We start from the raw sequence: 26426 nt of genomic DNA, 5'->3' as shown, positions 1-26426 counted from the left end.
CTCCGGGGTCAGGTGGGGCGAGGTCAGGCCATGCTCTCGGCGCGGACCGGCTCGTCCTCCTCTTTCTTCTCGCCGATCTTGTTGAGCCACAGCGAGTCGACCGCGAGCGCGCCGCCGCCGGAGAAGCCGATGGCGATGGAGAGCGCGGTCAGCAGGAGCACGTACTCGTAGCCGCCCTCCTGGGAGAAGAACGCGCCGTCGAGCGGGTGCACGAAGTACATCGCGCCGAGCATGACGCTGGCGAGCCAGAGCCCCGCCAGCGGTAGGAGCGCTCCCACAATAAGCAGCGCGCCGCCGATGATCTCGGCCCCCACGGTGAAGTAGGCCGAGAGTGTGGGTGCCGGGATGCCCAAGCCCTCGAAGCCCTGCGCGGTCGCTTCCATGCCGTTCTCGTTGAACTTCTGCCAGCCGTGTGCAATGAAGACGACGCCGAGGACGACGCGTCCGATGAGGAGCCCGATCGGTTGGAGTCGGGTGATCATGTATGTCCTCCAATAGGGGTGGGAGTCGCGACCGGCCGGAGAGAGGCGCTGCGGTGCGGTCGTCCGACCGCGCGGCGCGGTCCGGAAGCGACATTGGTTGAGTTTTCAACTAAGGGAGAAGTTTAGCAAAATGTAATGATGGATGTAAATGTCTGCCGTCGAGGAATACTGTGCGCGTTTTGCGTCGCCGCGCAGTAGTGACAAACGCCGGGAAGGCGGGCACAATGCACCCCCGGCACCGTCGATGCAGGACCGATCAGTGGCGGCGCACGGCCTCTTCGACGAGTCTGAGAATGCGGGTGATGTCGAGGTCGTCCCGTCCGGTCGCGAGGTAGCGCACCAGGCCGTCGTACATCAGGTGCAGGAACCCGGCCAGGACCTCGATGTCGACGTCCGTGCGCAGCACCCCGATCTCGCGCTGGTGCTCGAGCCGCTCCCGGCTCGCCTCGGCGATCGCCTCGCGCCGCCGCCCCCACGCCTCGGCGAACTCGGGGTCCGTGCGCAGCCGCCGCGCGACCTCCAGCTGCGTGCCGAGCCAGCCGGCGGTCTCGGGCTTGTCCGCGCCCGTCGTCAGGTCCTGCATCACGCCCACCAGGCCCCGCTCGGCCACCGTCGCCGCCATCTCCGCCGCGTCGACGGAGGCCACGGCCAGGAACAGCGCGTCCTTGTCCCGGAAGTGGTGGAAGATCGCCCCGCGGGAGAGCCCCGTCGCCTCCTCCAGCCGCCGCACCGTCGCCCCTTCGTATCCGTATTTGGCGAAGCACGAGCGGGCGCCGTCGAGGATCTGCTGACGGCGGGAGTCGAGGTGTTCTTGGCTGACGCGAGGCACCCGGCAATCTTGCCACCCGTGGTCGGCCCCTACCCACGGAGTCGCCTACCGTTGTCCCTGTGGAACGGCGGGTACGGCGCACCGGAAGGTGCGGGAAGCGGGGGAGCGGCGCATGAAGCTGAGCGATTTCTGGGATCGGATGAACGAGACCTTCGGGGCCGCGTACGCCCGGTCGGTCGCCGCCGACCACTCCCTCGGACAGCTCGGCGGCCGCACGATCGACCAGGCGCTCGCCGAGGGCGAGAACGCCAAGGCCGTGTGGATGGCCGTCTGCCGCGCCTGGCCCGAGCGGATTCCCTCCCGCCTCGTCCGTTGACGGACGGTGGGCTGACGGCCCCGGGCGCACCGCCCCCGGGATCAGCGGTCTCCTCATCTCTGTCAGATGTGCCCTGTTCGAACAAGCCGTTGACCTAGGTTGTCGGTGGGTGCGACTACCGTGTTCACCATGGCTAAGCAGACAGGAACCAGGGGAGGCGGGATGAACTCCGCTCAGGACAAGTCCAAGGCGCTCGATCTCGCCTTGGCCCAGATTGACAAGCAGTTCGGCAAGGGCTCGGTCATGCGGCTGGGCGAGAAGCCCAAGCAGAACATCAAGACCATCTCGACCGGCTCGATCGCGCTCGACGTGGCGCTCGGCGTCGGCGGCCTGCCGCAGGGCCGCATCATCGAGATCTACGGCCCCGAGTCCAGCGGTAAGACCACGATCGCCTTGCACGCCATGGCGAACGTGCAGGCCGAAGGCGGTGTCGCGGCGATGATCGACGCCGAGCACGCGCTCGACCCGATCTACGCCGAGAAGCTCGGCGTCAACGTCGACGACCTCCTGGTCAGCCAGCCGGACAACGGCGAGCAGGCCCTGGAGATCGCGGACATGCTGGTCCGCTCCGGCGCGGTCGACCTCATCGTCATCGACTCGGTGGCCGCGCTCGTGCCGCGCGCCGAGATCGAGGGCGAGATGGGCGACTCGCACGTGGGCCTCCAGGCCCGGCTCATGAGCCAGGCCCTGCGCAAGATCACCGGCGGCCTGAACAACACGGGCACCACGATGATCTTCATCAACCAGCTGCGCGAGAAGATCGGCGTCATGTTCGGCTCGCCGGAGACCACCGCCGGTGGTAAAGCGCTCAAGTTCTACGCCTCCGTGCGCCTGGACATCCGCCGGATCGAGACGCTCAAGGACGGCGGCGAGGCCGTCGGCAACCGCACCCGCGTCAAGGTCGTCAAGAACAAGGTCGGCTCGCCGTTCCGCCAGGCCGAGTTCGACATCCTCTACGGGCACGGCGTGTCCAAGGAGGGCTCGATCATCGACATGGGCGTCGAGCACGGCATCGTGAAGAAGTCGGGCGCCTGGTACACGTACGAGGGCGACCAGCTCGGCCAGGGCAAGGAGAAGTCCCGGACCAACCTCAAGGAGAACCCGGACCTGGCCCTGGAGATCGAGAAGAAGATCAAGGAGAAGCTCGGCGTCGACGCCGCCGCGGCCGACGCCCCGAGCGAGGTCGAGATTGAAGAACCCCCGGTCGACTTCTAAGCCGGACGACCCCGAGGCGGCCCGGCAGTACTGTCTCCAACTGCTGTCGGGCCGGCCCCGCACGCGCTCCGAACTCGGTGACTCGATGCGGCGCAAGGGTTTCGAGGAGTCGATCGTCACCGACATCCTGGAGCGCTACGCCGAGGTCGGCCTCATCGACGACGCGGTGTTCGCCCGCGCCTGGGTCGAGTCCCGCCACCGCAGCCGCGGCCTCTCGAAGCGGAGCCTCGCGGGGGAGCTGCGCCGCAAGGGCGTCGACCCCGATTTCGTGGACGCCGCCGTGGAGCAGGTGAGCGACGACGACGAGCGCGAGGCCGCGCTGGAGCTGGCGAGGCGCCGCTACCGGTCCCTGGCGGGCCAGACCGACGACGCCGTGCTCCGCAAGCTCGTGGGGATGCTCGCGCGCAAGGGCTACGGCTCCGGCGTGGCCATCCCGGTCGTCAAGCAGGTGCTCGCCGAAGCCGAGAGCGACGCGGCCGAGCTCCTGGACGAGGACGCCCACTTCGAGTGACCGCGCTCCCCGGATCGCGGAGGAGCGGTGGGCGGGCGCCCGCCCGTCCGGGTCTCACGAAGCGGAACGCGACTCGTGAGGTGCGCGCCGCCTCGGCCGTGACCTGTGGGGCCTGACATGCGAGAGGTGTTCCAGGATTCGGAATGCGGCAGGTCGGTAAGGAGCCGTTAACGCGTTGGACATACCATTGGCCGCGACGACGCAGCGCCGCGCCCGGTCCTCCGTCTCTCCACCTTTGCGAGGTATCCATGACCGAACCGAAACCTGTCGTGGTCATTGCCGACCAGCTCGCTCCCGCCGCGGTCGAAGTGCTCTCCGGAGACTTCGACGTCCGGGAGATCGACGGTACGAACGTGGAGTCCCTCCACGCCGCACTGGTCGAGGCCGATGCCGTGATCGTCCGCTCCGCCACCACTATCAACGCCGCGGCGCTCGAGCACGCGCCGAAGCTCAAGGTCATCGCGCGCGCCGGCGTCGGGCTCGACAACGTCGACCTGCCCGCCGCCACCGAGCGCGGTGTCATGGTCGTCAACGCGCCGACCTCCAACATCGTCTCCGCCGCCGAGCAGGCCATCACGCTGCTGCTCGCCAGCGCCCGCCACATCGCCCGCGCCGACGCCTCGCTGCGCGCCGGGCGCTGGGACCGCAAGAAGTTCACCGGTGTCGAGATCCAGGGCAAGACCCTCGGCGTCATCGGCTTCGGCAAGATCGGGCAGCTCGTCACCACCCGCATGCAGGCCTTCGACATGGACGTGGTCGCCTACGACCCGTACGCCCAGCCCGCGATCGCCGCGAAGCTCGGCGTGAAGCTCGTCGACCTCGACACGCTGCTGGCCGCCGCGGACTTCATCACGATCCACCTGCCGAAGACGCCCGAGACCGTGGGCATCCTCGGCGAGGACGCGTTCAACAAGGTCAAGCCGGGCGTGCGGATCGTCAACGCCGCGCGCGGCGGCCTCATCGACGAAGAGGCGCTCGCCGCCGCGCTGCAGGACGGCCGCGTGGCCGCCGCCGGCCTCGACGTGTTCGTCAAGGAGCCGTGCACCGACTCGCCGCTGTTCGCGCTCGACAACGTGGTCGCCGCCCCGCACCTGGGCGCGTCCACGCGCGAGGCGCAGGACAACGCCGGCCTCGCCGTCGCCAAGAGCGTGCGCCTCGCCCTCTCCGGCGAGTTCGTACCGGACGCCGCGAACGTGCAGGCCGGGGGTGTCGTCCACGAGGACGTGCGCCCGCTCCTGCCGCTCGCCGAGCGCCTGGGCCGCACGTTCAACGCGCTCACCGGCGCCCCGGTCCAGTCGCTCACCGTCGAGGTCCGCGGTGACGTCGTCGACCACGACGTCACCGTCCTCCAGCTCGCGGCCACCAAGGGCCTGTTCGTGGACGTGGCCGACTCCGTCACCTACGTGAACGCGCCCCTCGTGGCGGACCAGCGCGGCGTCGAGGTCGGCCTGTTCGCCTCGAAGGAGTCGCCGGAGTACCAGACGCTGCTGACGCTGCGCGGTGCGCTCGTCGACGGCCGGAGCCTCACGGTCTCGGGCACGATCAGCCCCGGCCCGCACGGCGGCCTGCGCCTGACCGAGATCGACGGCTTCGAGCTCGACATCGACCTGGACGGCTCGCTGCTGTTCCTGCGCTACACCGACCGTCCCGGCGTCGTCGGCCTCATCGGCGGCGCGCTCGGCGACCTGGGCATCAACATCGCCGCGATGCAGGTGGCCCGCAAGGCCGCCGGCGGCGAGGCCGTCATGGCGATGGCCCTCGACGCCCCGGTGCCGGCCGAGCTGCTCGGCCGCATCAAGGAGTCGGTCGGCGCGAGCGGCGTCAAGTCGGTGACCCTGCAGGACTAGCGCCTGTCCGGTGCGTCGCTTTCGCGGCGTCCACCGGACCGGTTCCACCTGCTGAGAGTCGTTCGTCGGAATGCGGGACGGGTGCGTTAAGGTGAACGCACTCGCCCGCATTCCGCGTTTCCCCGGGAAGTACTGACCGATGGGGAACCGGCCGGTCCCAGACCGGAAGCGGGGCACCAGTTCGCGTCAGCGACTGAGGACGAAACCAGAGAGGCAGCATGAGCAGGATCGCGGTCATCCCGGGCGACGGGATCGGGCAAGAGGTCATCGCCGAGGCGCAGAAGGTGCTCGCCGTGGCCCTTCCCGGCTACGAGTCGACCGAGTACGACCTGGGGGCCCGCCTGTACAACCGCACCGGTGAGGTCCTCCCCGAGAGCGTCCTGTCCGAACTGGACGAGCACGACGCGATCCTGCTGGGCGCCATCGGCGACCCGTCGGTCCCGCCGGGCGTCCTCGAGCGCGGGCTGCTCCTGAAGCTGCGCTTCGAGTTCGACCAGTACGTGAACCTGCGGCCCAGCCGCCTGTACCCGGGCGCGCCCACGCCGCTGGCCGACGTCAAGCCCGGCGACATCGACTTCGTGGTCGTCCGCGAGGGCACCGAGGGGCTGTACACCGGCGCCGGCGGCAACCTCCACACCGGATCGGCGGCGGAGATCGCCACCGAGGAGTCCCTGAACACGCGCTACGGCACCGAGCGGGTCATCCGCGACGCCTTCGAGCGCGCCAAGCGCCGCCGCGGCCACCTCACGCTGGTCCACAAGACCAACGTGCTCGTGCACGCCGGCGGCCTCTGGAAGCGCACCTTCGACGAGGTCGCGGCCGAGTACCCGGACATCACCACCGAGTACCAGCATGTGGACGCCGCCGCCATGTTCCTGGTGAACCGGCCCCACACGTTCGACGTGATCGTCACCGACAACCTGTTCGGCGACATCCTCACCGACATCGCGGCCGCGGTGACCGGCGGCATCGGCCTGGCCGCCACCGGCTCGATCAACCCCGACCACACGCACCCGTCGACGTTCGAGCCCGTGCACGGCTCCGCGCCCGACATCGCCGGTCAGGGCATCGCCGACCCGGTCGCCGCGATCTCCTCCACCGCGCTCCTGCTCGAGCACCTGAGCCGCCCCGACGCCGCCGCCGCGGTGAACGCCGCGGTCGAGCGCGAACTGGCCGGACGCGACGCCGGCACCAAGATCCGCACCGGCGAGGTAGGCGACCGAGTAGCCGCCGACGTCGCCGGACAGCTCAGCTAGCACCCAAGCAGCTTCGACGCCCGGCGGGCCAGCGCTCTGACAAGAGCGACTCGCCGGGCGTTTTTCCGTGTCGGAGACCGACCGGGCCGCGCGCCGCCCGACCACCTGAACGAGCGGTAAGTTAGGCATCAGGACCAAATACAGCACCACACCCGAGCCACTTGCACTGAAGGACAGATCAATGACCAGCGACGGTCTTCCCGACCTGCGGCACGAGCCGCACCCGAACCCGACCCCGGCCGCCGAGCGCAAAGCGCTCGTCGCCGACCCCGTGTTCGGCACCGTGTTCACCGACCACATGTTCCAGATGACCTGGACCGAGGGACGCGGCTGGCACAGCGCCACCGTCAAGCCCTACGGCCCGCTCACGCTCTCCCCGGCCGCGGCGGTCCTGCACTACGCCCAGGAGATCTTCGAGGGCCTGAAGGCCTACCGGTACCCCGACGGCGGCATCGGCCTGTTCCGCGCCGAGGCCAACGCCCGCCGCCTCAACCTCTCGGCGCAGCGCATGGCCATGCCGCACCTGCCCGAGGAGTGGTTCCTCGCCTCGATCCGCGAGCTCCTCGCCGTCGACGGCGACTGGGTGCCGAGCCAGGAGGAGGCCAGCCTCTACCTGCGCCCGTACATGTTCGCGTCCGAGGCGTTCCTCGGCGTGCGCCCGGCCAAGGAGTTCACGTACCTGGTCATCGCCTCCCCGGCGGCCGCCTACTTCAAGAACGGCCCCAAGCCGCTCAACCTGTGGGTCTCCGAGGAGTTCAACCGGGCCGGACCCGGCGGCACCGGCGCGGCCAAGTGCGGCGGCAACTACGCCGCGAGCCTCCTGCCGCAGGCCGAGGCCATCGAGCACGGCTGCGACCAGGTGGTCTTCCTCGACGCCGTCAAGTACGAGAACGTGGACGAGCTCGGCGGCATGAACCTGTTCTTCGCCTACGAGAACGAGCGGGTCCTGTACACTCCGAAGCTCGGCACGATCCTCCCCGGCATCACCCGCGACGCGATCTTCACGCTCGCCACCGAGGCCGGCTGGGAGGTCCGCGAGACGGACTACTCGCTCGCGCGCTGGCGCGACGACGCCGAGAACGGCGCCCTCTCCGAGGCCTTCGCGTGCGGCACCGCCGCCGTGATCACCCCGGTCGGCACCGTCAAGGGCCGCAGCGGCGAGTTCAAGGTCAACGGCGGCGAGGCCGGCAAGTTCACCATGCAGCTGCGCCAGACCATCCTCGACCTCCAGCACGGCCGCGTCGAGGACACCCACGGCTGGACCACCAAGGTCGCCTAGCCGGGCCCTTCCTTCCGCGGCAGGGGCGCTCACCTGCCGGTCGCTGGAATCCGGGACCAATCCCGGTCCCCTTCCCGTACCTTGATATCCACGCGTGTCAAGGCTCGGGGAGGGGACTTTGGGCGACGTCACCATCCACTTGAACCGGTTCGGGGTCGAACGCGGCCGCCTGTGGCAGGCCGTGGTCGCGGCACTGGCCATCGCACTGCCGCTGGCGTTCTGGATCGGCATCGAACGCGCCCTCGGCGACTCCGTGCTGGAGATCGAGTCCGGCGAGACCCTCTACCTCCAGTCCTACCCCGTCTCCGGAGCCAGCCTCGAGTTCAAGCTCCCCGGCGAGGGCTGGACCTCCCCGGGCATCCACATGGCCGACCAGCGCCAGAACTTCCGCCACGGCGCCCTGACCGCCGCCGTCGAGGTCGACACCCACGTCGAGAGCCTCGAGAAGCTCCTGGTGCGCCGCGCCGACCCGATCACCGCCGAACGCGGCTACGCCTACAACAACGAGCAGCCCTACACGAACGCCGCATCGGGCCTCTCGGGCTACCGCGCCGACATCGTCGGCCTCGACACCGCCGGGTCGATCACCGTCGTCGGCAAGGACGGCGGCGCGGCCGCGATCCTCATCCTCATCGCCCCCGGCGACGACCCCGGCAGCGCCACCGTCGACCCCGACCCGTTCATCGACGCGTTCCGGCTGGAGGGCGAGTGAACGTCCGGACCGAACGCGTCGTCGTCGAGAGCCAGGGCGCGTTCGTCCGCATCAGGCGCCCCGCCTACTGGCTCTTCGTCGCCTGCCTCGTCTACGGCCTGCTCGAACTCGGCCGCGTCCTCTCGCCCGCCTACGGCGACATCGCGACCGCCCTGTGGGCCTCCATCGGCGTGAACGCCGTGCTCGCGTTCTTCTTCCTCGACATCCTCGCCCGCCTCGACCTCTTCGAGCGCGAACCGCCCACCGTGCGGGCCGCCGCCATGTGCTGGGGCGGCCTGGCGGCCGTCGCGTTCGCCATGTTCGCCAACGACGCCGCGCTCGTCGTCCTCGCCGAGTTCACCGACGCCCAGTGGGCCCGCACCTGGGGCCCGCCCATCGTCGGCCCCCTCAACGAGGAGTGGCTCAAGGCCATGGGCGTGGTCATGCTCGTCCTCATCGTGCGCGAGCACTTCGACCGCTCCATCGACGGCCTCATCTACGGCGCGCTCGTGGGCCTGGGCTTCCAGGTCGTGGAGAACCTCACGTACGCCATCAAGTACGCGGTCATGAACCCGAACTCCGACCTCACCGGGGCGCTCACGGTCACGTTCACGCGGGTCCTGGTCGCCGGGCCCTGGTCCCACCCGCTGTACACCGGCGCGGCCGGGCTCGGCATCGCGTTCTTCGTGACCCAGACCCGGCGCCGCCTCAGCACCCGCCTCGGCGTCGCCGTCGGCCTGTACGCGCTGGCCCTGGGGATGCACGGCCTGTGGAACATGCCGCTGCCCTCGAGCATGCCGCCGGCGCTGGGGATCCCGCTGAGCTACGGCAAGGGCCTGATCATCCTCGGACTGTTCTTCGTGCTCTACCATTTCGCGGCCCGCGCGGAATGGCACTGGTTCGTGACCACGATGTCCGATCAGGACGAAGGGATCATCACGGCCGACGACCTCACCGAGATGCGGTCGCTGCGCAGCAGGCGCAAGGCCCGGAAGCACGCGCACCGGCAGTGGGGCAAGGAGGCCTCGCACCTCATGGGGCAGCTGCATCGGGAGCTGGTGAACCTGGCGACGCTCGTCGCCCGCGACCAGCGGCGCGGTGAGGCGGTCGAGGACGGGCCCGACGTGGCCGCCGTGAAGCGCAACATCGCCGCGATCAGGGCTGAGCTCGCCGAAGCGAAAGCGTAGCCGCAGCCGCAGCCGTCCAGCGGAGCGCCTCAAACCCAAGGGCCGCAAGGAGATACCTTGCCAATCGCAGCCATGATCCTCGACACGGTCGCGCCCGACCGTGCGCTGGGCGGCGTTCGCCGGCGGCGCCTCAGCCGATACGGCTCTTGCGGGGGATCGGCGCGACGGAGCCGCGCGGGGCCAGATCGGCGCTCGACTCGGTGGTCGGCTCGGCGCCCGGGTCCGCGGTCGGGGACGACGTCGGCATGTCGGTCGTCGGCACCGAAGCGCTCGGCGTCGGCTCCTCCGTCGTCGGCGCGTCCGTGGTGGGCTCCTCGGTGGGCGTCTCGGTCGGCGCGTCCGTGGTCGGCTCCTCGGTCGGTTCCTCCGTCGGCTCCTGCGTGGGCGTCGCCGTCTCGCTGCCCTCCTCGACCGGGTCCGAGGTCTCGCCGCCGACCGGCACCAGCCCGGGCGCCTCGCCCGTGCTCCTGCTCCGCGCCTCACTCGACGACGTGGGGTCCGACGCTTCCCGATCGCCGGCTTCGCCTGCGGCCGTAGGCGACTGCGACGCCTCCTCCTCGGAGGCCTCCGCGTCCTGACCGGTCGTGTCCGCACCCAGGCCGAACCAGCCCTCGGTGATGTCCGAGCCCTCGTCGGCCAGGCCCTGGAGGCCCGGCACCGGCTCGCGGAGCAGCGCCCCGGTCGCGATCATGCCGCCCGCGACCGCCACCACCGCGATCGCACCGGCCCGCCGGAAGCGCCGCGACTGGCGCAGATCGTAACCGAGGGAACGGATTGCGCCCCTGGTCTCGCGCCCGATGGCGCCGAAGAGTCCCACTGTGTCCCACCGTCCGTTTCATGTCCTTCACTCGTATCAACGAGCGAGGCGACGGGTGGTAACCGTTGGGTCACCCGTGCGGGTGTCAATCGGCCCATTCGGGTGAACCGATGCGAGCCGAACGCCCTAATTCCAATGTGGAGAATTCTTAGAAGTCCCGCTTCACGGCCTTGACCAGCAGTCCGGCGAAGACCTGCAACGCGGCCGGGTCGACATCGGCACGCGAGTCCTCCAGTGCCGCTTCGGCTTCCGCCGCGAGCGACGCGATGCGCTCCTCCGTGTCGGCCAGTGCCCCGGTGTCCATCAGGACCGCCCGCAGCCGCTGCACTCCGGCCTCGTCGAGCTCCGGGTCGCCGAGCCCCGCGTCCAACGCCGCCCGCTGCGCCGCATCGGCAGCCGCCGAGGCCCGCGCGATGAGGAACGTGTGCTTGCCCTCCCGCAGGTCGTCACCGGCCGGCTTGCCCGTCTGCGCCGGGTCGCCGAACACCCCGAGCACGTCGTCGCGCAGCTGGAACGCCTCGCCCAGCGGCAGCCCGATCGCCGAGTAGTGCTCCCGGACCCGCTCCGGCGCCCCCGCCAGCGACGCCCCGATCAGCATCGGCCGCTCGATCGTGTACTTCGCGGACTTGTACCGCGCCACCTTCGCCGCCGTCGACTCCGAGACGTCCCGGCGCACCTCCGACAGGACGTCGAGGTACTGCCCCGCGCTCACCTCGGTGCGCATCAGGTCGAAGTCGTGCCGCGCGGCGGCCACCAGGGCGAACGGCATCCCCGCCGAGCAGAACAGCTCGTCCGACCACGCCAGGCACAGGTCCCCGAGCAGGATCGCCGCCGCCGCCCCGAACCCGCCGGGCCGGCCCGACCAGCCCTCGCTCTCGTGCAGCGCCGCGAACCGCCGGTGGATCGAAGGCATCCCGCGCCGCGTGTCCGAGCCGTCGATGAGGTCGTCGTGCATCAGCGCCGACGCCTGCAGCAGTTCCAGCGAGGCCACGCACGCCACCAGCTCATCCGAGTCCTCGAGCCCCGCGCCCCGCGCGCCCCAGTACGCGAACGCCGGCCGCAGGCGCTTGCCGCCGCGCAGCACGAAGTCGCGCACCGCGTCCGCATACGCCGAGAGACTTGGATCGATCCCGCAGATCACGGCGGCCTGCCGGTCCAGGAAGACGGTCAGGGCGGCGTCGATGCGGTCGTTGAGCTCCACGGATCGAACCCTAGGCTCACACCGTTCCATCCCAACTATTGGGTGGTCGCCAGTGCAGGTCAGCACACGTGTGCCCATGCCGTTACATTTGCAGGCATGACTCTCGGAGTGCCCAGCGTGATGCCGCAGAAGACCGCCAAGATCGGCGATCTGCTGCGCTCAGGGCTCCCGAAGTTCTCGTTCGAGATGTTCCCGCCCCGCGACGAGGCCGCCGACACCGTCCTGTGGCGCACCATCCGCGCCCTCGAAGGCCAGAACGCCGACTACGTCTCCGTCACCTACGGCGCGGGCGGCTCGACCCGGCAGAAGACCGTCGAGACCACCGAGCGGATCAACTCCGAGACCACCCTGCTCACCATGGCCCACTGCACGGCCGTGAACCACTCCATCGCCGAGCTGCGCAACCTCATCGGCCACTTCGCCAACGTCGGCGTGCGCAACATCCTCGCCGTGCGCGGCGACCCGCCGGGCGACCCGCGTGCCGACTGGGTCAAGCACCCCGACGGCGTCCTCCACGCCCGCGAACTCGTCGAACTCATCAAGGAGTCCGGCGACTTCAGCGTGGGCGTCGCCGCCTTCCCCGAAGGCCACCCTCGCGACGCCGACTGGGACACCGGCGTGCGCCACTTCGTCGAGAAGTGCCGCGCCGGCGCCGACTTCGCGATCACCCAGATCTTCTACGACGTCGACGACTACCTGCGCCTGCGCGACGCCGTCGCCGCCGCCGGCTGCGACATCCCGATCGTGCCGGGCATCATGCCCGTCACCAACATCAGGCAGATCGAGCGGTTCGCGGTCCTCACCGGCATGGTCTTCCCCGAAGCGCTCGCCGCGCGCCTGCGCGCGGTCGAGGACGACCGGGACGCCATCCGCGACATCGGCGTCGAAGTCGCCACCGACATGGGCTCCCGGCTCCTCGCCGAAGGCGCCCCCGGACTGCACTTCACCACCTTGAACCACTCCCGCTCCACCCGTCGCGTCTGGCAGAACCTCCGCCCGTAGCGGTGGGGCGAGTGTCGGCTACCCGATCAAGGGATTGCGGTCACCGAACGAACACGTAGAGTCCTCTTCTATGTTCGATGCTGCGAATGCGCGGTTGGTGCCGTCTGCTACAACAACACCCATGCGTACGCGTGTGCCCGCCGACTCCCTTGTGGGCAGGGTCATCCTCTCCACCCGGTTCCAGCCCGGCGCCGTGGTCGGCGTCGGCCTCGTCGCCAGCCTCCTCATCCCCTTCTGCATCCTCCTCGGCGGACCGGTCATCCTGGTCTCCCTGCCGCTCATCGCGATCACCGCGCTGGCCGACTCCTCCTACGCGCTCCTGGCGGCCCGCTCGACGAGCCTCTCCAGGCGCGTACTGGTGTTCGAACCGCTCGCTGCGCGCCTCTCGGAGGGGGCATGGCTCATCGCGCTGTGGCTCCTCGGCGCGCCCGGCTGGGCCGTCACGGTCACGGGCGCGCTGTGCTGGATGTACGTGCTCACCCGCAACCGGTCGCGGCAGGTGGGCCTGCGCGACCTCGGCATGACGACGATGGGGGAGCGGTCGGTCCGCGAACTCGTGGTCGCCATCGGCTTCGGCGCGGCGGGCGTGATCGCCGTCGCGGGCGGCGGGCAGTACGAGCAGTGGATCGGCGGCGCGATCACGATCGCGGTGACGGCCTGGATGCTGCTGGCGGCACTGGGACTGCTCCAACTGGTCATCGTGGTCTCGACGGCACTGCGGCACGACTGAGGCGCGCTCTCCGCGTCCGGCGCGGGCAAAGCGCGGGGAGTGTCGTCCGCGCGATGGCGAGGTGGCGTAGCCGCCGCGGCCGGGTATAGCGCGCACCGGAGGTTCCGGCCGCGCCGGTGTCGTACCCCGGTGTCACCCTTGATATCGGAGGCCCTGTGATGCCCGTTTTGCAGGTCGGCGCCGGAAATGCGGCGCTTGTTGGGGCCGGGAATGATCCGAGCCGGACTTGCGTTGTCCACGAAATGCGCTACGAGAACATCACCGACGACCAGATCGCCGCCTTCATCGACTCCGACTCGAGGCCGCGCCAGATCCCCGAGGAGACTCGGCGTCTGCGCGACGCCGAGGAGATGCTCGCCCTCAAGGACCCGCTCGGGGCCCTGCAGTTCCTCGCGCCGCTGCTGCGCGACCACCCGGACCACCCGGACGTCATGCTCGTCGCCGCGCGCGCCTACTTCAAGTCGGCGCAGCTGAACAAGGCGCTCGAGCTCACCGAGAAGATGGTCGAGGCCAACCCGGCGGACTTCTACGCCCGCCTGCTCCTCGGCCGCACGCTCCAGCGGCTGGGCCGCGCCGAGGAGGCCCGCGGCCACCTCCGCATGGTCAACGAGATCGCCGAGTAGCCCGACGAGCGCGGGCCGCGAAGCGCAGGCGCCCGCGTTCTTTCGAACACCCGGTGTGCCTCAGGCGAACATCAGGGGTCGTGAGCCCAATGGTTCACGGCCCCTTTTCTGTTGCCGTGCAATGACAATGCTGTCGGATGGGCGACACTCCGTAGCCATTTGCTGATTTCGGGCGACGATGGGGGTTGGAAATGTCGGACCCATGTGGTTCCATGTTTCTCGAACGCAAGTTCGAACAAGGTTAAGGAGGCCCACGTCATGGCAGCTTCTCGACTGAACACATCTCGCATGAACTCTGGACGACCTTCCGTCCCCAGAGGGGGCTCACCCGTGGGAACCCGCGGCGCGAACGGTCCCCGACTGGTGCAAGCGGGCACCGTGCAGAACTCGCGCCTGCGCATTCCCGCGGACCAGCTCCCCAACCGCTCCCCGCTCCAACTCCTCGCCACCGCGCGCGTCGATCTCGACGACGCGGCGGAGCGCACCCGCCCCGGCGAGCGCTACGCCGAAGCCCACCTGGCCGCCCTCAGGGTGGCCGTGGCCGTGCTCGCCGTGCGGGCGGGCGACGCCACGGGCAGGCGGCGGCCCGGCCGTCCGTCGAGCACCTGGGAGCTGCTGCGGGGCGTGGCCCCGGAGCTGGAGGAGTGGGCCGCGCACTTCGCCCGCACCGCCCGCAAGCGGGTCCTCGCGCAGGCCGGCATCCCCGACATCGTCACCCCGGAAGAGGCCGACGCGATCGTCGCCGACGCCCGCCGCTTCCTCGACGTGGTGGTGAGGCTCCTCGGCTTCAGTGCGCTCGCGCGCTGAAGTAGAAGCTGAGTAGCGTGCTTGCGCGATGAAGTAGACGCTGAGTAGTGCGCTTGCGCGTTAAAGCAGGAGCGCAGTAGCGCGCTCGCGCGCCGAAGTAGGTGCGATGCAGCGCTTGCGCCCTGAAACCAGCGACGCGGCGCGCTTGCGCGATGAAGCCGAGTCGCCATAGCGCGCTCACACGCCGAGCAGGCCGCGCCCGCGCATCGCTCCGCGCAGTGCACCTCGAAGACGCTGCGGCGTGACCTGCGTGACGTCCGCCGTGGCGGACGGCACGGCCGACTCGCTGCGGCACGGGCGGTTATACGATTGCTGCCGGCACCTGGTTCCCGAGAGAATGCCATTGGCCCCGGCCCGCGAAGCGGGCCTCGGCGCGGCACTCCGGGCGAGACCTGCGGGCCGCGAACCGGCTCCGCCGGTCAATCGACCAACCGTTTCCTTCGAGGAGTTTTGAACCCGTGTATCGGACACACCTCGCCGGCACGCTGAGTGCCGCTGACGTCGACCAGCAAGTCACCCTCGCCGGATGGGTGGCGCGTCGCCGCGATCACGGCGGGGTGGAGTTCGTGGACCTGCGGGACGCCTCGGGCGTCGTCCAGGTCGTCTTCCGCGACTCGGCGGCCGCCGAGTCCGCCCAGAAGCTGCGCAACGAGTACTGCGTCTCCATCACCGGCACCGTCGCGCGCCGCCCCGAAGGCAACGAGAACCCCGACCTGCCCACCGGCCAGATCGAGATCACCGCGAACGACCTCGTGGTCCTCTCCGAGGCCGCGCCGCTGCCGTTCCAGATCGACGACCACGTGGACGTCTCCGAGGACATCCGGCTGCGCCACCGCTACCTGGACCTGCGCCGCACCGGCCCCAACAACGCGATCCGCCTGCGCTCCAAGGCGAACCACATCGCGCGCAACCTCCTGGTCGAGGACGGCTACGTCGAGATCGAGACCCCGACGCTGACCCGCTCCACCCCCGAGGGCGCCCGCGACTTCCTCGTCCCCGTGCGCCTGCAGCCCGGCACCTGGTACGCCCTCCCGCAGTCCCCGCAGCTGTTCAAGCAGCTCCTCATGGTCGGCGGCTTCGAGAAGTACTTCCAGATCGCCCGCTGCTACCGCGACGAGGACTTCCGCGCCGACCGCCAGCCCGAGTTCACCCAGCTCGACATCGAGGCCTCCTTCGTCGACCAGGACGACATCATCGACCTGGGCGAGCGCGTCGTCAAGGCCCTCTGGTCCGAACTCGCCGACCACGAGATCCAGCTGCCGATCCCGCGCATGACCTGGCGCGACGCCATGGACCGCTACGGCTCCGACAAGCCCGACCTGCGCTTCGGCCAGGAGCTGGTGGAGCTCACCGACTACCTGCGCGGGACCGAGTTCCGCGTCTTCGCCGGCGCGATCGACGCCGGCGGGTACGTCGGCGCGGTCGTCATGCCCGGCGGCGCCTCGCAGACCCGCAAGGAGCTCGACGGCTGGCAGGACTGGGCCAAGGCGCGCGGCGCCAAGGGCCTCGCCTACATCACCTTCAACGCCGAGACCGGCGAGCCGAAGGGCCCCGTCGCCAAGAACCTCTCCGAGGAACACCTGGCCGGGCTCGCCGACGCCGTCGGCGCCAAGGCCGGCGACGCCGTGTTCTTCGCCGCCGCCACCGACCGCCGCGAGACCCAGGAGCTGCTCGGCGCGGCCCGCCTCGAGGTCGGCAAACGCGTGGGCCTCATCGACCCCGACGCCTGGGCGTTCTGCTGGGTCGTCGACGCGCCGATGTTCGAGCCCACCGAGAACGGCGGCTGGACCGCGGTCCACCACCCGTTCACCTCGCCGAACCCGGAGTGGGTCGACAAGTTCGAGACCGACCCGGCGAACGCGCTCACCTACGCGTACGACATCGTCTGCAACGGCAACGAGCTCGGCGGCGGTTCGATCCGTATCCACGACGCCAAACTCCAGAGCCGCGTCTTCGACCTGCTCGGCCTCTCCCATGAAGAAGCCAAGGAGCAGTTCGGCTTCCTCCTCGAGGGGTTGAAGTACGGCACCCCGCCGCACGGCGGCATCGCGCTCGGCTGGGACCGCGTCTGCGGCATCCTCGCCAAGTCCGACTCGATCCGAGACGTGATCGCGTTCCCCAAGTCGGGCGGCGGCATGGACCCGCTGACCTCGGCTCCCACCACGATCACGCCCGAGCAGCGCGCCGAAGCCGGTATCGACTTCGTACCGGAAGAGGAAGCGGGTACCGAAGCGGTTGCCGGTTAGCCCTACGATGTCGTAGTGGGCGGCCCGGGCCTCGGCCCGGGCCGCCGTCTTCGTTCGATGCGTGCCCGGTTGCCCCTCAGCCAATTCCGACTGGCAGGAGTCCGTGAAGGCGGCGGCCGCGGTCCGCTGACGGCTGCTATATGTAACATCCGGCCGATGCAGGAGTAAGAGGAGCGGGTTCGACGTGCAGAGCGGGACCTTGGTGGCGGGTCGCTATCGATTGGATGAGCGGATCGCCGCTGGTGGCATGGGCGAGGTCTGGAAAGGGACCGACACCCGGCTGCAACGTGAAGTAGCCATCAAGATACTCCACGCAGGACTGTCCGGCAACGACAAGTTCCGCACCCGCTTCCAGCTCGAAGCCAGGGCCGTCGCGGCCCTCCAGTCGCCCGGCATCGTCGGACTGTACGACTACGGCGAGGAGACCACCGACGACGACGGCCTGGTGTCCTATCTGATCATGGAGCTCGTGCGCGGCCGCTCGCTCTCCGAGATCCTGCGCGACCGCGGCACACTGCCTCCCGACGAAGTCATGAAGATCGTCGCGACCGCCGCCGACGCGTTGGAAACCGCCCACCGCAACGACATCATCCACCGCGACATCAAGCCCGCCAACCTCCTTGTGGACGAAGCGACCGGCGCGACCAAGATCGTCGACTTCGGCATCTCCGCCGCCCGCGGCGCCTCCGGCCTCACCGAGACCGGCACCGTCATGGGCACCCTCGCCTACGCCTCGCCCGAGCAGCTCAACGGCGCGGAGCTGACCGGCGCCAGCGACCTCTACTCGCTCGGCATCGTCGCCTACGAGGCCCTGATGGGCCGCCCGCCGTTCGTCTCCGACACGCCCGTCGCGGTCATGAACGGCCACATGACCCAGGCCCCGCCGCCGCTCTCCCGCGACATCCCCGCCGGCATCGCCCAGGTCGTGCTCCAGTCCCTCCAGAAGGACCCGCGCGCCCGCTACACCTCCGCCGCCGAGATGGCCCGCTCCGCCCGCGAAGGCCGCGTCGTCACCGGCGGCATCCCCGTCTCGCCCGCGACCCCGCCCGACGGCCAGCAGACCCAGTACCTCGGCTCCGATCAGACTGCGCTCCTCGGCGCCGGCGTCGGCGCCAACACCGCCGAACAGCCCACCGGCGCGATGGCGCAGGAAGAGGAGAAGAGCAGCGCCACGCCTTGGCTCATCACCGCCGCCGTGGTCGCAGTGCTGGTCATCATCGGACTGATCATCTGGTGGGACTACACCAACGGCCGCGACGCCGAGATCAAAGAACCCTCCGAGACGTCGTCGAGTGCGGAGACCAGCGAAGAGGCGCCGACCTCCGAAGCCGAGACCACCTCCGACGACGACGATGACGACGACAACTGGCAGCCGTCCGACGATGAAGAGACCTCGGAGTCACCCAGCGAGACGCCTTCGGAGACCGCATCTGAAACTCAGAGCGAATCGCCGAGTCCTGAGTCTCCGGAACCCACGGACCCGACGACTTCCGCTGAGCCCGATCCCGAACCGAGCGATACGCCCACCGAAGCCGCTGGCGGCGGTGGGGAACAAGGCAACTGAAAGCGACGACACGGCCCGCGGCATCAAGCCGCGGGCCGCTCCGCATTCCGAGTTGCGCTCAGCGAACCCCGACGTATGCCGATGTCCGCTGAGCGAAAGCGGCCCTAACCGCCGATCGGCCGGTACCGCACCACCTTGTCCAGGCCGTCGCCGTTCGAAGTGGTCACCCACAGCCAGCCGTCCGGACCCAGTTCGACCGTGCGGACACGACCGAGCACGCCTTCCAGCACCGCGACCGGCTCGCCCGCCTCGCCGCCTGCGACGGGGACCGTCCACAAGCGCTGGCCGCGCAGCGCTCCGATGTACATGGTGTCGCCGGCGACCTCGCCTCCTGAGGGCGAGGCCTCCGCGGTGCTCCACGTGACCAGCGGGTCGACGAACGCCGGGTCGCCGCCCGTCCCCTCGACCTCGGGCCAGCCGTAGTTCGCCCCTGGTTCGATGTGGTTGAGCTCGTCCCAGGTGTTCTGGCCGAACTCCGTCGCGTACATCGCGCCGTCCGGTCCCCACGAGAGGCCCTGCACGTTCCGGTGCCCGTAGGTGTAGACCGGCGAGCCTTCGATCGGGTTGTCCTCGGGAACGGTCCCGTCGGCGTTGACGCGCAGGATCTTCCCGCCGAGGCTCTCGAGGTCCTGCGCGTTCGCGGTGTCGTTCGCGTCGCCGGTGGTGATGTACAGCTTGTCGTCAGGCCCGAACGCGAGGCGCCCGCCGTTGTGGTTGAGCGCCGAGGGAATCCCGGTGAGCACGGGTTCGGGGTCGAAGGTGTCGAGGTGGAAGCGGACGACCCGGTTGTCCTCCTGGGTCGACACGTACGCGTACACCCACCCGTCGGTGGTGAACGTGGGCGAGACCGCCAGGCCCAGGAGCCCGCGCTCGTCGAACCGGCCCGCGCCGGACACGACCTCGAGGTTTCCGAGGACCACCGGGTCGGCGTCGATGCCGATCCGCAGTACGTCGCCCGAGTTGCGCTCGGCGACGAGCACGGAGTCGTCCGGGAGGAACGCGAGCCCCCAGGGGATCGTGAGTCCGGTGGCGACCGTGTCGCCGGTGCGGAAGTCGAACTCCGGGGTCTGCGCGGGCCCGGCGCCGGGCCCTTCCTCTGCGGATGCGCTGGCCGTCCCCAGGGCCAGGGCCGTGCCGACGATCATCGCGCCGACGGCGGTCAACTTGCGTCGCATGGCTGCTCCTTGTCTCTCTTGGTGCCGGGTAAGAAAGCGAAGAAATCATGATATAGACGAATATCAATTGAATTGCCATCGTAAGCACCGTTCGGGCGGATGTCCAGGCGGAGCGCTCCACCGGAATCGATCGAGAATCGTGACATTCGCATGTTCACTTATGTAGATGGTTGGAATAAGCTGGCCGCAACCCCTGCCGGTTACCGATCACTCGGCCTCCGGCCTGCATGATCGATCGAGTGAAGAAGGTTGGACAGTGACGTCTAAGCGATTCATCGGAGCCGTCGTCGCGATTGCGGCGGTGACGGTTCCCGCCGCCGCGGCGGTCGCCGCCCCGGCCGACGGCCCCCTGCTCTGGTACCAGTTCGACGAAGCGGGCGGCACCGTCGTCGCCGACGCCTCCGGCAACGGCCATGACGGCACCCTCGTGGGAGGGACCTGGCTCGACGACGGGTCCGGCGCGGGAGGCGGCCTGGGACTCGACGGCGTGGACGACTACGTCGACATGCCCGACGACCTCCTCGCCGGCCTCGACGCGGTCACCGTCACCGCCGAGGTCTACATCGAGCCCGACCAGTCCGGCGCGTACTTCATCTACGGCCTCGGCAACTCGAGCGGCGATTGGGGCGACGGCTACCTCTTCACCACCGGCAACGGCTACAAGACCTCCATCTCCACCTGCCACTGGACCTGCGAGCAGAACACCTCGACCGGCCAGAACCTCGCGCGCGGCACCTGGAACCACCTCGCCTACACCCTCGAGGGCGGCGCGGCCGTCCTCTACCTGAACGGCCAGGAGGTGGACCGCAACGAGGACGTCACCATCGCCCCCGGCGACATCGGCGCCGGTTCGACCGCCGCCAACTACCTCGGCCGCTCGCTCTACCGCGGCGACCGGTACCTCCACGGCAGGTTCGCGGACTTCCGGATCTACGACGGGGCCCTCGCCCCGTCCGAGATCGGCGAGCAGGCCGCCCGCATCGGCGCCGAGAAGGCCGCCGAGGACGCCGCCGCGCTCGACCTCGGCGACACGAGCGCCGTCACCGCCGACCTCGACCTCCCGACCCGGGGCGCGAACGGCTCCCAGATCACCTGGGCCTCAAGCGAACCCGAGGTCATCGGCACCGACGGCACGGTCACCCGCCCGGCCATGGACGCCGACGACGCGACGGTCACCCTCACGGCAACCGTTAACCTCGGGACCGTGCAAGAGCAACGCGACTTCACGGCGACCGTGCTCGCCGAATACGACGACGAGGAGGCGGTCGCCCTCGACGCCGCCGCCCTCGCGATCCCGAACCTCGACGACGTGCGCTCGGCGATCGACCTGCCCACCACGGGCGCCAACGGCTCCCAGATCACGTGGAAGTCCAACCACCCGAACGTGATCGCCGCTGACGGCATCGTCAACCGCGACGAGCCCGGCGGCAAGACCCGCAAGGTCAAGCTCACCGCCACCGTCCAGCGCGGCGGCGAGAAGGAGAAGCTGCACTTCACCGCGACGGTGCCGCCGCTCCCGGCCGAGGCCGACTACACCGGCTACTTCTTCACCTACTTCACCGGCGAGGGCACGCCCACCGGCGAGCAGGTCTACGGCGCGCTGAGCGACGGCAACGACCCGCTGAGCTTCACGGAACTCAATGACGCCCAGCCGATCCTCACCTCCGACCAGGGCGAGCAGGGCGTGCGCGACCCGTTCCTCATCCGCTCGCCCGAAGGCGACCGGTTCTTCCTCATCGCCACCGACCTCAAGATCAACGGCAACGGCGACTGGAACCGGGCCCAGCGCCACGGCAGCCTGTCCATCATGGTCTGGGAATCCGACGACCTGGTGAACTGGTCCGAGGGCCGCCTCGTCGAGGTCTCGCCCGAGAACGCCGGCGCCACATGGGCTCCCGAGGCCTACTGGGACGCCGAGCAGCAGGCCTACGTCGTCTACTGGGCCTCGCCGCTGTTCGCGACCGCGGACCACTCCGAGGGCTTCTACCACCGCATGATGTACGCGACGACCCGCGACTTCGTCAACTTCTCGGAGGCGCAGGTCTGGGTCGACCAGGGCTACTCGACGATCGACTCGACCATGATCGAGTCCGACGGCGTGTACTACCGCTTCACGAAGGACGAGCGCTCGAACTCCGCCTCGACGCCGTGCGGCAAGTTCATCCTCGCCGAGACCGCCACTTCACTTGCCGCCGATGCCGAATGGCAGTTCCTCGCCGACTGCATCGGCTCGGGCGCCATCGGCGCCGGCGAGGGCCCGCTGGTCTTCAAGTCGAACACCGAGGAGAAGTGGTACCTCTTCATCGACGAGTTCGGCGGCCGCGGCTACGTGCCGTTCGAGACCACCGACCTCGCCTCGGGCGAGTGGACGCCCGTGGCGGCGTACGACCTGCCGTCGAGTCCTCGCCACGGCACCGTGCTGCCGATCACTGCCGCCGAGTACGAACGACTGCAAAAGGCCTGGTAACGATCCGGTCATGAGGCGGCCTCCGCACCCCGGGTGTGGAGGCCGTCCCTTATGCTCGGCAGCGGAACCGACCTCCCCGAAAACCAGGAGCACCCATGTCTTCCCGTACCGCCACCCGTCTGCTCGGCGCCCTCGCCGTGCCCGCCCTCGCGCTCGGCCTGTCCGCCTGCGGCGCCGAGGAGAAGCCCGCCTCCGAAACCTCCGAGGCCCCCGAGGAGGGCGCGGTCGCCGCGCTCAGCCCCCAGGACGCCATCCTCGCCTCCGTCGAGAACCTGAGCGCCTCCTCGTACCAGATGGACGCCTCGATGACCATCGACGGCACCGAGTTCATGGCCATGACCGGCGCCTACGAAGGCGAGAACTCCAAGGCCAGCGCCGACATCTTCATGAGCGCCATGATGGAGGCCTCGGGTGAGACCATGACCGCCGAGGAAGAGGCGATGATGGGCGGCATGCTCGACGACATGCACACCGAGACCGTCGTCTTCGACAAGGTCATGTACATGCAGTTCACCGGCGGCATGTTCGACGCCATGGCCGAGAGCTACGGCGAGGACGCCTGGTTCACCATGGACCTCACCTCGGACGAGGCGATGGCCCAGGCCTACGCCCAGTACGGCGGCATGGACCTGGCGCAGCAGACCGAGCTCATCCTGACCGAGCTCGCCGACGTCGAGGAGACCGGCGACGGCGTCTACACCGGCACGCTCAGCGGTGACTCCGAGGCGATGTCGGCCCTGTCCGGTTCCGCGATGGGCGGCGCCGACGCGGCCGCGATGGTCGACGGCACCCAGGTGACCGTGACCCTCGACGACCAGGGCCTGCTCAAGACGATGACCATGTCGATGCCCGAGATCGAGGGCATGACCATGGAGATGACCAGCGAGATCGTGGAGATCGGCGGGTCCTACGACATCAAGGCCCCCGAGTCGACGAACCTGCACGACTTCGAGGAGTTCACCGCCGCGCTCGGCGGCGGCATGTAACTCCCGCACCGAGTAGGGCCGCCGCGCAGCTGCTGCGCGGCGGCCCTTTCGCGTTCCGGCGCCGGGGCGGTACGCGATGAATCTCCCGGTTCGGCCGCGGATCTGCGGAGCGCTCATGCTCATGCCTTACGCTGATGGCGATATGGACGCTCCAGGTTTGTTCGACGCCCCCGGTTCGACGGGGCCTGAGCCGCAGGGCTCTGCCGCCGGCAGCGGCATTCTGGGCACCGGTTCGGCTTCGGGAGACGAGCCGCTGGCGGTGCGGATGCGTCCGCGCACGCTCGACGAGCTCGTGGGCCAGGACCACCTCCTCGGCGCCGGTTCGCCGCTGCGACAGGTCGTGGAGGGCCGCCAGCCGCTGTCGGTGATCCTGTGGGGCCCGCCCGGCTCCGGCAAGACCACGATCGCGCACCTCGTCGCCCAGTCCGGGGACCGGCGCTTCCGCGCGATGTCCGCCCTGAACTCCGGGGTGAAGGACGTGCGCGCCGCGATCGACGAGGCCCGCCGCATCCGCCGCACCGGCGGCCCGCAGACGATCCTCTTCATCGACGAGGTGCACCGCTTCACGAAGACCCAGCAGGACTCCCTGCTCGGCGCGGTCGAGGACCGCACCATCACGCTCTTGGCCGCCACCACCGAGAACCCCTACTTCTCGGTGGTCGCCCCGCTCGTGAGCCGCTGCGTGCTCCTCACCCTCAGGGAGCTGGACGCCACCGACATCGGTGAACTCGTCGACCGCGCCGTCGCGGACGAGCGCGGCCTCGACGGCGCGGTCACCTTGGAGAAGGAGGCCCGCGACCACCTCGTGCGCACGGCCGCCGGCGACGCGCGGAAGGCCTTGACCGCGTTGGAGGCCGCCGCGCTCAGCACGGTGCCGATGCACGGTTCCGCAGGCGACGCGGAGGGTGCCGAGCATGAGATCACCGTCGCGATCGTGGAAGCCGCCATCGACACGGCCGCGGTCCGCTACGACCGGGACGGCGACGGCCACTACGACGTCGCCAGCGCCTTCATCAAGAGCCTGCGCGGCTCGGACGTCGACGCGGCGATGCACTACCTCGCGCGGATGGTCGTCGCGGGGGAGGACCCGCGGTTCATCGCCCGCCGCCTGGTCATATTCGCGTCCGAGGACATCGGGATGGCCGACCCGACCGCGCTGCTGACCGCGACCGCTGCGGCGACCGCGGTGGAGCGGATCGGCCTGCCCGAGGCCCGCATCAACCTCGCCCAGGCGGTCGCGCACCTCGCCACCGCGCCGAAGTCGAATGCGGTCATCACCGCGATCGACGAGGCGATGCGCGATGTGCGCCAAGGGAAGATCGGCCCGGTCCCGCCCGATCTGCGCGACGCCCACTACGGGGGCGCGAGCAACCTGGGCCACGGCAAGGGGTACGTCTACCCGCACGCCGATCCGCGCGGCGTGGTCCCGCAGCGGTACGCGCCGGACGTGGTGGCCGGGCGCGACTACTACCGGCCGACCCGCCACGGCCGCGAGGCCGAGATCGGCGAGCGGCTCGAGAAGCTGCGCCGGATCGTGCGCAGGCCGGCCGATGGCCACTGACCGCCGCGCCGGGCGCGCGTCGAGCCGCCTCACGGCGGATCTGGAGCGGTCGGGCGCGCGCATCGAGCGGCTGCGCATGACCGTGGCGGTGATCGCGGTCCTCGCGGTGCTCCTGGTCGCGGCGGTCCTGTGGCTGGGCCGGGCGTTCACCGTGGACCCGACGCGCCGGGCGGTCGACGAGTTGACGGTGCCCGGGTGGGCGGCGGTGAGCGTGCACGACGAGACCTACGGCAGCCGCTGGTGCGTGGGGGAGTGCCGGGTCCGCATGCGCACCTGGACTTCCGAAGGCACAGTGGACGACACGGCGAACGAGTACTGGCAGGCGGTCCTGAACGCGGGCTGGATTCCGGCCGATCCGGAGCAGTGCGTGGGCGGTGTCGGCGAGGAGGGGTGCTACGTACGCGACGAGCTGTACCTGGAGTTGTGGGTCGTGCCGGTCGACTGCGGGGACCGGTACGAGCTGTGCGTCGGCGCCGAGGTCACGGCTGTGGTCGCGGCGCAGGCGGCCCTGCCGCGTCTGGCTGAGGAGCGGCTCGCGGCCTGACGACCGGCTGACCGGACCCCACGCACGGCCTGCGGGTTTCGCGAGTCGGGCGCACCCGGTAACTGGAGAGTGGACTGACCGCCCCATTGTGCCGGATGTCCGGTCCCGCAAGGTAAGGTCGACAGCGCGCCGCTCTTTGCGCGAGAGCCCGGCCTGGCCGAAGGCACCGCGCGGCTGGCGCGTTCAGGTCCGCGAGGACCACGCAACCACACAGCAATGCCGGTGGGGCCCACCGGATGGCGACAGGGGGAGACCGTGCCTGAGGAGACCGTGGCAGCAGGATGGACCGGGAGTGTCTGGGAACTGGGGGTCCTGCTCGCGGGGCTCGGGTTCTTCCTCCTGTGCGTGATGCTCGCCTTCCGCCTCATCAACAAGGCCACCGCCACCCTCAACCGCGTCAACAAGACGCTCGACAAGGTGGACCACGAGATCGGGCCGATCCTGCGGAACGTGAACACGACGCTCGACAACGTCAACGGCTCCCTCACGCAGGTCGAGGGCGAGCTGGAGAAGGTCGGCACGATCACCGGGAACGCCGCGCACATCTCGTCGAACGTCGCCAACATCACGGCCCTGGTCGTCTCGGCCGTCGGATCGCCGCTGGTGAAGGCCGCCGCGTTCGGGTTCGGCCTCCGCACGGCCGTGAAGAAGCGCAACCAGGACGTCGACGAGCAGCAGGTGCGCCGCATGGTCGAGGCCTCCCGCCAGAGCAAGCGCCAGGCGAAGCGGGCCGCGAAGGCCCGCCAGAAGGCCGGCGAGTAGCAGACCGTTCGCGGTAAAACAGGTTGAGGAGTAGCCGTGTTGAAACGGATGATCTGGGTAGGCATCGGCATCGCGGTCGGCGTGATCGCGGTCCGCAAGATCACGAAGGCGGCGGAGTCGGTCACTCCCGGCGGGGTCGCCGAGCGTGTGGGCGGTGCCGGTGCTGAAATGAAGGCATCGTTCAAGGCCTTCTGGGCGGACGTGTCGGAGGCGAAGCAGGCCAAAGAGGCCGAACTCTTCGACGCGATCGAGCGCGGCGAGGACATCCAGCCGCTGCTCGCCGAAGAGGACGAGAACGACCCGGCCGTACACGGCCGGCTGTACTAGA

Annotated in this window: 25 protein-coding genes; 20 read left to right on the top strand and 5 right to left on the bottom strand. The window is 69.8% G+C overall.

The features are described 5' to 3' along the window. Positions 1-23: 23 nt before the first annotated feature. Both QWI33_RS06425 and QWI33_RS06420 read right to left on the bottom strand, forming a co-directional pair. On the bottom strand, positions 24-482 hold the full coding sequence (locus QWI33_RS06425; RefSeq protein WP_289956050.1) for a DoxX family protein: 459 nt from the start codon (positions 480-482) through the stop codon (positions 24-26). A gap of 256 nt (positions 483-738) precedes the next feature. Beyond that, entirely contained in the window at positions 739-1311 is a 573-nt protein-coding gene (locus QWI33_RS06420) for a TetR/AcrR family transcriptional regulator (RefSeq protein WP_289956049.1), read from the bottom strand. Positions 1312-1423: 112 nt separating this feature from the next. On the opposite strand from QWI33_RS06420, the gene QWI33_RS06415 reads away from it, so the two are divergent. The 8 genes from QWI33_RS06415 to QWI33_RS06380 all read left to right on the top strand — a co-directional run bounded on the left by QWI33_RS06415 (position 1424) and on the right by QWI33_RS06380 (position 9613). Then, positions 1424-1627 (top strand): DUF3046 domain-containing protein, encoded by a 204-nt coding sequence (locus QWI33_RS06415; protein WP_289956048.1) that lies wholly within the window; start codon positions 1424-1426, stop codon positions 1625-1627. A 162-nt stretch (positions 1628-1789) separates the two neighbouring features. Further along, complete coding sequence (recA, locus tag QWI33_RS06410; protein ID WP_353895422.1) at positions 1790-2842, top strand: recombinase RecA; 1053 nt, start codon at positions 1790-1792, stop codon at positions 2840-2842. Continuing rightward, complete coding sequence (locus tag QWI33_RS06405) at positions 2817-3353, top strand: regulatory protein RecX (RefSeq protein WP_435367560.1); 537 nt, start codon at positions 2817-2819, stop codon at positions 3351-3353. Before recA ends, QWI33_RS06405 begins: the two co-directional genes overlap by 26 nt. 248 nt (positions 3354-3601) lie before the next feature. Beyond that, positions 3602-5200: a phosphoglycerate dehydrogenase gene (serA, locus tag QWI33_RS06400; RefSeq protein WP_289956045.1), complete on the top strand. Its 1599-nt coding sequence runs from the start codon at positions 3602-3604 to the stop codon at positions 5198-5200. A 218-nt stretch (positions 5201-5418) separates the two neighbouring features. Continuing rightward, positions 5419-6456 (top strand): 3-isopropylmalate dehydrogenase, encoded by a 1038-nt coding sequence (locus QWI33_RS06395; RefSeq protein ID WP_289956043.1) that lies wholly within the window; start codon positions 5419-5421, stop codon positions 6454-6456. Positions 6457-6637: 181 nt separating this feature from the next. Beyond that, positions 6638-7735, top strand: a complete 1098-nt coding sequence (locus QWI33_RS06390; RefSeq protein WP_289956041.1) for a branched-chain amino acid aminotransferase — start codon at positions 6638-6640, stop codon at positions 7733-7735. Positions 7736-7853: 118 nt separating this feature from the next. Beyond that, positions 7854-8447 (top strand): hypothetical protein, encoded by a 594-nt coding sequence (locus tag QWI33_RS06385; RefSeq protein WP_289956039.1) that lies wholly within the window; start codon positions 7854-7856, stop codon positions 8445-8447. Next, on the top strand, positions 8444-9613 hold the full coding sequence (locus tag QWI33_RS06380) for a PrsW family intramembrane metalloprotease (protein ID WP_289956038.1): 1170 nt from the start codon (positions 8444-8446) through the stop codon (positions 9611-9613). Before QWI33_RS06385 ends, QWI33_RS06380 begins: the two co-directional genes overlap by 4 nt. A 130-nt stretch (positions 9614-9743) precedes the next feature. Here the strand turns inward: QWI33_RS06380 and QWI33_RS06375 are convergent, their stop codons facing one another. Both QWI33_RS06375 and QWI33_RS06370 read right to left on the bottom strand, forming a co-directional pair. Continuing rightward, complete coding sequence (locus QWI33_RS06375) at positions 9744-10430, bottom strand: hypothetical protein (RefSeq protein ID WP_289956036.1); 687 nt, start codon at positions 10428-10430, stop codon at positions 9744-9746. Between the two features lie 148 nt (positions 10431-10578). Then, positions 10579-11631 carry a polyprenyl synthetase family protein gene (locus tag QWI33_RS06370; RefSeq protein WP_289956034.1) on the bottom strand — a complete coding sequence of 351 codons (1053 nt, stop codon included), beginning with the start codon at positions 11629-11631 and terminating at the stop codon, positions 10579-10581. 96 nt (positions 11632-11727) lie between these two features. Here QWI33_RS06370 and metF point away from each other — a divergent pair, with 96 nt between their 5' ends. The 6 genes from metF (at position 11728) to QWI33_RS06340 (ending at position 18603) form a co-directional block, all read left to right on the top strand. Continuing rightward, positions 11728-12633, top strand: a complete 906-nt coding sequence (metF, locus tag QWI33_RS06365) for a methylenetetrahydrofolate reductase [NAD(P)H] (protein ID WP_289956032.1) — start codon at positions 11728-11730, stop codon at positions 12631-12633. A gap of 121 nt (positions 12634-12754) precedes the next feature. Then, a complete protein-coding gene (locus tag QWI33_RS06360) occupies positions 12755-13363 on the top strand; it encodes a hypothetical protein (protein ID WP_289956030.1) in 609 nt (202 codons plus the stop codon). A gap of 242 nt (positions 13364-13605) precedes the next feature. Next, the gene (locus tag QWI33_RS06355) at positions 13606-13986 is read left to right on the top strand and encodes a tetratricopeptide repeat protein (RefSeq protein ID WP_289956028.1); all 381 of its coding nucleotides are present in this window, start codon (positions 13606-13608) and stop codon (positions 13984-13986) included. A gap of 330 nt (positions 13987-14316) precedes the next feature. Next, complete coding sequence (locus QWI33_RS06350) at positions 14317-14793, top strand: SAV_6107 family HEPN domain-containing protein (RefSeq protein WP_289956026.1); 477 nt, start codon at positions 14317-14319, stop codon at positions 14791-14793. 458 nt (positions 14794-15251) lie between these two features. Continuing rightward, entirely contained in the window at positions 15252-17039 is a 1788-nt protein-coding gene (aspS, locus tag QWI33_RS06345) for an aspartate--tRNA ligase (RefSeq protein WP_289956023.1), read from the top strand. 184 nt (positions 17040-17223) lie between these two features. Continuing rightward, positions 17224-18603, top strand: a complete 1380-nt coding sequence (locus tag QWI33_RS06340; RefSeq protein ID WP_353895406.1) for a protein kinase domain-containing protein — start codon at positions 17224-17226, stop codon at positions 18601-18603. A gap of 104 nt (positions 18604-18707) precedes the next feature. Here QWI33_RS06340 and QWI33_RS06335 read toward each other — a convergent pair whose 3' ends face one another. Then, positions 18708-19778, bottom strand: coding sequence for a PQQ-dependent sugar dehydrogenase (locus QWI33_RS06335; protein ID WP_289956022.1), 1071 nt, complete (start codon positions 19776-19778; stop codon positions 18708-18710). Positions 19779-20034: 256 nt separating this feature from the next. On the opposite strand from QWI33_RS06335, the gene QWI33_RS06330 reads away from it, so the two are divergent. From QWI33_RS06330 to QWI33_RS06305, 6 genes are all read left to right on the top strand, one after another. Next, positions 20035-22245, top strand: a complete 2211-nt coding sequence (locus QWI33_RS06330; protein ID WP_289956019.1) for an immunoglobulin-like domain-containing protein — start codon at positions 20035-20037, stop codon at positions 22243-22245. Positions 22246-22340: 95 nt separating this feature from the next. Then, positions 22341-23231 carry a hypothetical protein gene (locus tag QWI33_RS06325; RefSeq protein ID WP_289956017.1) on the top strand — a complete coding sequence of 297 codons (891 nt, stop codon included), beginning with the start codon at positions 22341-22343 and terminating at the stop codon, positions 23229-23231. Between the two features lie 142 nt (positions 23232-23373). Further along, positions 23374-24792 (top strand): replication-associated recombination protein A, encoded by a 1419-nt coding sequence (locus QWI33_RS06320; RefSeq protein WP_289956014.1) that lies wholly within the window; start codon positions 23374-23376, stop codon positions 24790-24792. Next, positions 24782-25336 carry a hypothetical protein gene (locus QWI33_RS06315; RefSeq protein ID WP_289956012.1) on the top strand — a complete coding sequence of 185 codons (555 nt, stop codon included), beginning with the start codon at positions 24782-24784 and terminating at the stop codon, positions 25334-25336. The genes QWI33_RS06320 and QWI33_RS06315 overlap by 11 nt, the downstream gene beginning before the upstream one ends. A gap of 270 nt (positions 25337-25606) precedes the next feature. Beyond that, positions 25607-26098, top strand: a complete 492-nt coding sequence (locus QWI33_RS06310; RefSeq protein ID WP_289956010.1) for a DUF948 domain-containing protein — start codon at positions 25607-25609, stop codon at positions 26096-26098. Positions 26099-26134: 36 nt separating this feature from the next. Next, complete coding sequence (locus tag QWI33_RS06305) at positions 26135-26425, top strand: hypothetical protein (protein ID WP_289956008.1); 291 nt, start codon at positions 26135-26137, stop codon at positions 26423-26425. The last annotated feature ends 1 nt before the right edge of the window (position 26426 follow it).

The sequence above is a fragment of the Glycomyces tritici genome, from assembly GCF_030403505.1.
This window is presented reverse-complemented; position numbering and strand designations above follow the sequence as displayed.

Coding starts and splice junctions, on each gene's coding strand:
- QWI33_RS06325 (WP_289956017.1), top strand. CDS start 22,341: ATGTCTTCCCGTACCGCCACCCGTCTGCTCGGCGCCCTCGCCGTGCCC.
- QWI33_RS06355 (WP_289956028.1), top strand. CDS start 13,606: ATGCGCTACGAGAACATCACCGACGACCAGATCGCCGCCTTCATCGAC.
- QWI33_RS06415 (WP_289956048.1), top strand. CDS start 1,424: ATGAAGCTGAGCGATTTCTGGGATCGGATGAACGAGACCTTCGGGGCC.
- QWI33_RS06335 (WP_289956022.1), bottom strand. CDS start 19,778: ATGCGACGCAAGTTGACCGCCGTCGGCGCGATGATCGTCGGCACGGCC.
- metF (WP_289956032.1), top strand. CDS start 11,728: ATGACTCTCGGAGTGCCCAGCGTGATGCCGCAGAAGACCGCCAAGATC.
- QWI33_RS06390 (WP_289956041.1), top strand. CDS start 6,638: ATGACCAGCGACGGTCTTCCCGACCTGCGGCACGAGCCGCACCCGAAC.
- QWI33_RS06360 (WP_289956030.1), top strand. CDS start 12,755: ATGCGTACGCGTGTGCCCGCCGACTCCCTTGTGGGCAGGGTCATCCTC.
- QWI33_RS06315 (WP_289956012.1), top strand. CDS start 24,782: ATGGCCACTGACCGCCGCGCCGGGCGCGCGTCGAGCCGCCTCACGGCG.
- QWI33_RS06425 (WP_289956050.1), bottom strand. CDS start 482: ATGATCACCCGACTCCAACCGATCGGGCTCCTCATCGGACGCGTCGTC.
- QWI33_RS06395 (WP_289956043.1), top strand. CDS start 5,419: ATGAGCAGGATCGCGGTCATCCCGGGCGACGGGATCGGGCAAGAGGTC.
- QWI33_RS06320 (WP_289956014.1), top strand. CDS start 23,374: ATGGACGCTCCAGGTTTGTTCGACGCCCCCGGTTCGACGGGGCCTGAG.
- serA (WP_289956045.1), top strand. CDS start 3,602: ATGACCGAACCGAAACCTGTCGTGGTCATTGCCGACCAGCTCGCTCCC.
- recA (WP_353895422.1), top strand. CDS start 1,790: ATGAACTCCGCTCAGGACAAGTCCAAGGCGCTCGATCTCGCCTTGGCC.